The organism is Prauserella endophytica, assembly GCF_005146945.1.
GTDB lineage: Bacteria > Actinomycetota > Actinomycetes > Mycobacteriales > Pseudonocardiaceae > Prauserella_A > Prauserella_A endophytica.
The window spans coordinates 1-5,214 of record NZ_SWMS01000064.1 but is presented as its reverse complement, the minus strand read 5'-3'; the positions used below and the strand labels follow the sequence as shown (position 1 = coordinate 5,214).

Here is a 5,214-nt window from a genome sequence, read left to right as displayed (position 1 = left end):
GAAAGGCGGTGTGACCTGCGGAAACTTGTGGGCCGCCCGGGGCTCGAACCCGGAACCTACTGATTAAAAGTCAGCAGCTCTACCAATTGAGCTAACGGCCCGCGAGGAGAGTTTAACCGGAGACCGTCAGGCACCGTGCGGCCCGGTGTGCAGTTGATGTTCGAAGCACCACCGTCGCGGGTGCCGTGACGCGGCATTCGGTGTCGGCTTGTCTCCTCTCCCCGGCCGTGCGGAGGCCGCGGTCACCGGGTCGTGTTGGCGCGGCGGTGGCGTGCGGGGCAGCGCTGGGCGTTCGGCGGTACGGGTGCGTCGACGAGGCCGACACGTCCGCACCGGGTCATCGCGGCGGTGTGCTCGCCGGCTCGAGCAGACATTGGCCTGTCGTCGACGACGTGGATGAGGTGCGGTGTGCTGTACCCGATGCACGGCTGGCCCGGTGTGGCCGTCGCGAGTGGTCGTGCACTGGGCGGGGGTGACATTCGGGGCAGGGCTCGGCGTTGTCGGGGATCGAGTCGGTGACGATGCCGACGCGCGCGCACCGGGTCAGGGCGAAGGTGACCCCGCCGTGTCTGCCCGCGGCCGGCCGGTCGTCGACCCTGTGCACCTGGTTCGACGTGGTCAAACCCATGCAGGGCTGCCCGGGAATGGCAGCCGCCTCAGTTTGCGGCGCGGTCGCGGGCTCCGACGGCGGCGCGGTCACGGGCTCAAGGGCAGGTGGCCACAAGACCGGCTCGGGGCCGGTATCGAGATCGGGATCGGCATCGAGCGGCTCGTGGTGCGGTTGCTGAGGCATGCGTGGCAGGAGCTGGTGCACGGTGGCCAGCTTGGGTGCCGGTGGCGTGTGCCGGGAATTCGTTGTTCTCTGGGTGGGCTGTGGCGGGGTAGCGGTGTGTGACTGTCTGCTGTGGGGGCGGATCGTGACTCCGGCGGCAACCAGGTGGGCGCGTACAGTTTTGGCCGCCATGCGGTAATCGCGGGCCAGGGCGCGCAAGGATTCGCCGGCCTGGTAGCGGCTGACCATGTCCGGTGGTGTCAGGCGGCGAAGCACTCGACGAGGTGTGGCGCTGGTGGTGGGCTTACCCATGATTTGACTGTGGTTTCCTGCGTCAGTGGGGCGGTGTTTGCCCGGCGGGCGCTGCCTTCCGATTGGACTGGGTGTCCGTGTGGGTTGTGCAGGGCAGGGCGTCTTTGTTTGGCCACACGAGTATCGGGGGTTTGTGCTTGGCCTGCAGTCACGGTCGTAGGCCGTGCCAGCCCACCAGGCATAGGACGCCCTTGGGAGTGGTCCCTAAACGTTCCGCTATCTCTGTTATCCCTAACTCATGGTCGAGCCAGAGGGCTTCGATCCGGTCACGGTTGCTGGTGGCCAGCAGTCCTCGGCGTGGAAAACCGTGGTTGTTGGCGTAGTAGAAGATCCTGTTCGAGGTGAAGCCCAGTTTCGTGCTCAGTTCCTCCGTGGTGCATTTGAGGTAGCTCCGGTTAAACCATGCTGATGCCAGGGCGGGCTCGTCCGAGTTTCTCTGTCTGGCCCGGCTGGTGCGGCGTGGTATGCCGAGAACGTCGGCGTATATGTGCACAGTGTTCCGGTGGATGCCGAGCCGGTCGGCGATCGTCCCGACTTTTATGGTGTGATCCCGATAAAGCTTGTCGAACTGATCTCGATCGAATCGTGGCTTATGAGGTTGGGTCATCTCGAGTGAAACTTTCGTTGCGTTCGTTTTCCAGGCGGTGGTAGGAGATGAGCTTGTCCAGCGCCTTGTCGGACATGTCGAGATGAGCGGCCAGGCGGTGGTAAGGGATCTCGTGTGTCAGACCGCCGACGAGCTTCTTGCGGAGGTATTCGCGCCGTGCGTCGCTCAGGTGCTTGCGGAGTGGAACGTCGTATTTGTGTGCCAGGTAGTAGACGCGGCGGACGCCACCCACCTGGGTGGCGACGTCGCGTACCGGAGTGCTGAGGTCGAGGTACAGACGCTCAAAGACGTCTCGCGGTATCAGGTGCGCGGTATCGGTCATGGTTCGCTCGCTACACCGTCCGCCAGGCCACCAGTGCCGGCCGTGTCCGTGTCAGGACGAACTGGTCCACGGCGTCCAGCACTGTGCCGAGGCTGAGTTGGCAGCCTGGCTGAAAGTACATGTCCCGCTTGCCCGCCATCTTGTAGATCTTGCTCCCGTCGCCGCCTCCCGTGGCGGGGATGGAGAGGTGGTCGGCAGCGCCGAACTGCATTGCCCCGATCTGATTGCGCGGGTCGATGCCCACGCGCAGGACGATGCGATACGGGTCGGTCATGTCGGCCCCGCCATAAATGAGCGACCAATCGTAGGCCACTGCGATGTCTGTGCGGCTCGCGATCGAGCGCAGCGCCACGGCGACCCGCTTGCCGTGCTCGGGGTTCTCAATGTGCACGTCGGAGATTTCCAGCAACTGCTGCTCTAGCAATTCTCGCTCCTGTCTTGCTCGATGATCTCGAAGCCCTGGTGCGCGGCTTCCTCGTAGTGTTCTGGCTTGCGTCCCGGTAGCCACAGGTCGAGGTCGGCGTAGAAACCGGACTGCTGGATTTCATGGACGGCGATGAAGCTGTGGTCGTAGGATTCGTCGAGCTTCACATATTTCTTTGCCGTGGAGTCCCAGCGCGTGGACCACTTCCGCAACGTGGCTGTGTTCTGGCTGCCGGGGACCGGGTGGTAGTCGATGTATCCGCCGTTGTACTTGTCGCAGAACTCCCGATACAGCTCGGTATGGACAATGAGTGCGCGCCACGCCGTGTCCACATCCTCGTCCGGGATCAGCAGCATCCCGGAATTTCCCAGAGCGACGAGAAAGGCCAGGAGCTGATCGAGTGCCCTGGCGGCGTAGGGGCGTTCCATGTGCTCTCGCTCGTCGAGATACCGCACGAGACGATGGAAATCGCCTGCGCTGATCAGTTCTCGCCCGCATCGGAAGTCCGACATGATCTCCCTCCTGAAAGATGAACGCGTCTCCAGATGTGTCTGGGCCTTGGCCATGGTCTGCGTCGGTGGGGCTTTCACTGCTGGCGCATGGCTGCTTGCCGGGGCGGATGTGCAGCCCAACCGGGAATGGCGGGCACCGCGGTCAGGTCGTGAAGCGGTGACCGGGCCAGTAGGCGACGAACCCGGACTTGACCGCCCCACGAGGGTTTCGCTGCCACCAGCTGGATGGCCCCGGCTGCAGTCCATGCTGTTTCAGGCGCAGCTCAGGCGACGTACATTGCGTGCACCGCTGTCAGAGCCACTAAGAAATCTTGTCGTCTCTCTGGTATCGGCCATGGCGGGTCGGCGGTCGGTGAGCTGCTGACGGGGTAGTTCGTCGGCGTCGGTGTCCCGAAGGTGAGATCGGCGGGCCCGGGGCACCGCGCGCCGCGTTGGACGACGCGCGGCGACCCCGGACGTGGGTCAGGTGGCGTTGCCGGTGCGGGCAACGTGGTAGATCCAGTCGCGGAAGTCCGGCGAGCTGGTGTAGACATCCGGCGCGGTGCCGCAGAACTCGGTCGCGGAGCGGCTGGCGCCGCCGACGAGCTGGGTTATGCCGTTGATCGTGGCCAGGGCGGGCCCGCCGGAGTCCCCGTAGCAGGCGGCGTCGGTGCCGGAGGGGTTGTCGGTGCAGATTTCGGCGGCGGACAGTGCGGCGTCGGCGCAGCGCGAGGGCGCGGTGACGCGGGTGTCGAGCTGCTGCAGGTGCCTCGGCAGACCGGCGTGGGTGCTGTCGGGTTCGGTCACGCCCCATCCGTAGAGGCTGATCGCGCTGCCACGGCGGGCGGTGTCGCGCGCGAGCTGCACGGTCGGCTGCTGGAGCAGGTGGTCGAGCTTGAGCATGGCGATGTCGGAGACCGGCTTCTTCGGTGCGCCTTGAGCCCACTTCCAGCCGGGGTGGACCACGATCTTGGTCACCGTCGCGGTCTCGCCGCCGGAGAGCCGGTCGAGGCTGCCGACCCGGACGTGGAACCGCTTGTCCGCGGTCGGAATCGATGCCGCGTCGGCGGTGAACCGCTGAATCGCCGCCGACTTGGCCGCCGCGCCCGTGGGCGGGTCGGTGACGCAGTGCGCGGCGGTGACCACCCAGCCCCGGAACACCAGGGCCCCGCCGCAGGTGTGGTAGTCGATGAACTGCTCACCGTGCTCGGGTGCGTCGTACTGCAGCGAGGTGATCCCCGGCGGGGCGCTCGCGGCCGGGTGGCCGCCCACGATCATCGGCTCGATCGGCGGCGGTGGTGTGTCGGCCACGGCCGCCGTCACGGGGGCGGTCAGTGCGGCGGTGATGCTCACCGTCACGGCGGCGGCGAAGGACAGGATCTTTCTGTTCACGAAGACGTCTTTCCTATCTGGAATGGTTGTAGGTCCACAATGGAGTGATTGGGTGCGGGGCTCTGGGAGGTCCGCGTCCTGGGTGAGCCAAGGGCACTGTCGGATGGCCGCGCTACTCGACGCCCTCGTCGCGTTCGGCGACGGCATGCAGTGACGCGGGTGTCTCCGGCGCAGGCGGTGAGAGGCGGCACGGCTCGTCGGGGGTGTCGCTGCTGCCGCAGGGACCGAAGACCAGGCACCGGGCGAGGTCACGATCGAGAGTGCGCGCGTGACGTTCCAGTTCCCGGATCACGACGGGGAAAACCGCGCTGTGGACACCGATCAGGACCGACGTGCTGCGGTGCCGGAGGCAACCGGTCAGGGTTCCGCAGGAGGTGAAGTGAGCGATCCAGTGCTCACCGCGGAGCGCGAGGACGCATTCGAGTTCGCTCAGGCCCAGGTCCGGTGTGGCCTGGCGCCGGTGTTCGTCGTCGAGCGCGCCGTGGAAACTCCGGGGGTAGTAGACGCTGGCGCTGGTGTCGGAGTCGCGGTCGAGGATTGTCCAGCCACGGCAACGGAAAAAGAAGATCAGCGGATCTACCGTGCCGTCGTCCGGTGGCGGCTGCTCCTGGCGACCGGCTCCGATAAGCGGGTCAAAGACGTTCCGAATGCGGATGAGCGCAGCGTCGAGGAGTTGAGTCATGGCGATGATGGCCTCCCGGGAGGATGAGATGTCGGTCGTCGACGTCCGCGCGCTAGGCGCCGCAGCGAAACCCGGCGCTGTGGCTTGCGAGCCGTCGAGTGGACGCGATCGGCGTCTTGGGTGGCCCGGCTGTCGTGTTCGACTAGTACTGCAACGGCAGTTAAGGAAGTGGGTAGCCGCGGCGTTTGTAGTGGCTGAGGCGGGCTTGGTGT

Annotated in this window: 6 protein-coding genes and 1 tRNA gene; all 7 read right to left on the bottom strand. The window is 65.9% G+C overall.

From position 1 onward, the window contains the following. Positions 1-28: 28 nt before the first annotated feature. Positions 29-101 (bottom strand) — tRNA-Lys (locus tag FCN18_RS38755). 1,131 nt (positions 102-1,232) lie between these two features. Then, positions 1,233-1,691: a hypothetical protein gene (locus FCN18_RS38750; RefSeq protein WP_137097576.1), complete on the bottom strand. Its 459-nt coding sequence runs from the start codon at positions 1,689-1,691 to the stop codon at positions 1,233-1,235. Continuing rightward, entirely contained in the window at positions 1,675-2,013 is a 339-nt protein-coding gene (locus tag FCN18_RS38745; RefSeq protein WP_137097575.1) for a hypothetical protein, read from the bottom strand. The genes FCN18_RS38750 and FCN18_RS38745 overlap by 17 nt, the downstream gene beginning before the upstream one ends. A gap of 10 nt (positions 2,014-2,023) precedes the next feature. After that, a complete protein-coding gene (locus tag FCN18_RS38740; protein ID WP_137097574.1) occupies positions 2,024-2,437 on the bottom strand; it encodes an Imm1 family immunity protein in 414 nt (137 codons plus the stop codon). Beyond that, positions 2,431-2,949, bottom strand: coding sequence for a hypothetical protein (locus tag FCN18_RS38735; RefSeq protein ID WP_137097573.1), 519 nt, complete (start codon positions 2,947-2,949; stop codon positions 2,431-2,433). The genes FCN18_RS38740 and FCN18_RS38735 overlap by 7 nt, the downstream gene beginning before the upstream one ends. Positions 2,950-3,411: 462 nt before the next feature. Further along, a complete protein-coding gene (locus tag FCN18_RS38730) occupies positions 3,412-4,320 on the bottom strand; it encodes a S1 family peptidase (protein WP_228714363.1) in 909 nt (302 codons plus the stop codon). A 112-nt stretch (positions 4,321-4,432) separates the two neighbouring features. Further along, a partial coding sequence (locus tag FCN18_RS39975) for a hypothetical protein (RefSeq protein ID WP_206078104.1) occupies positions 4,433-5,214 on the bottom strand: 782 nt, incomplete at its 5' end.

What these genes read in the sequence shown, in the direction of transcription:
- FCN18_RS38750 (WP_137097576.1), bottom strand. Translation starts at nt 1,691, where the DNA reads ATGACCCAACCTCATAAGCCACGATTCGATCGAGATCAGTTCGACAAG.
- FCN18_RS38745 (WP_137097575.1), bottom strand. Translation starts at nt 2,013, where the DNA reads ATGACCGATACCGCGCACCTGATACCGCGAGACGTCTTTGAGCGTCTG.
- FCN18_RS38735 (WP_137097573.1), bottom strand. Translation starts at nt 2,949, where the DNA reads ATGTCGGACTTCCGATGCGGGCGAGAACTGATCAGCGCAGGCGATTTC.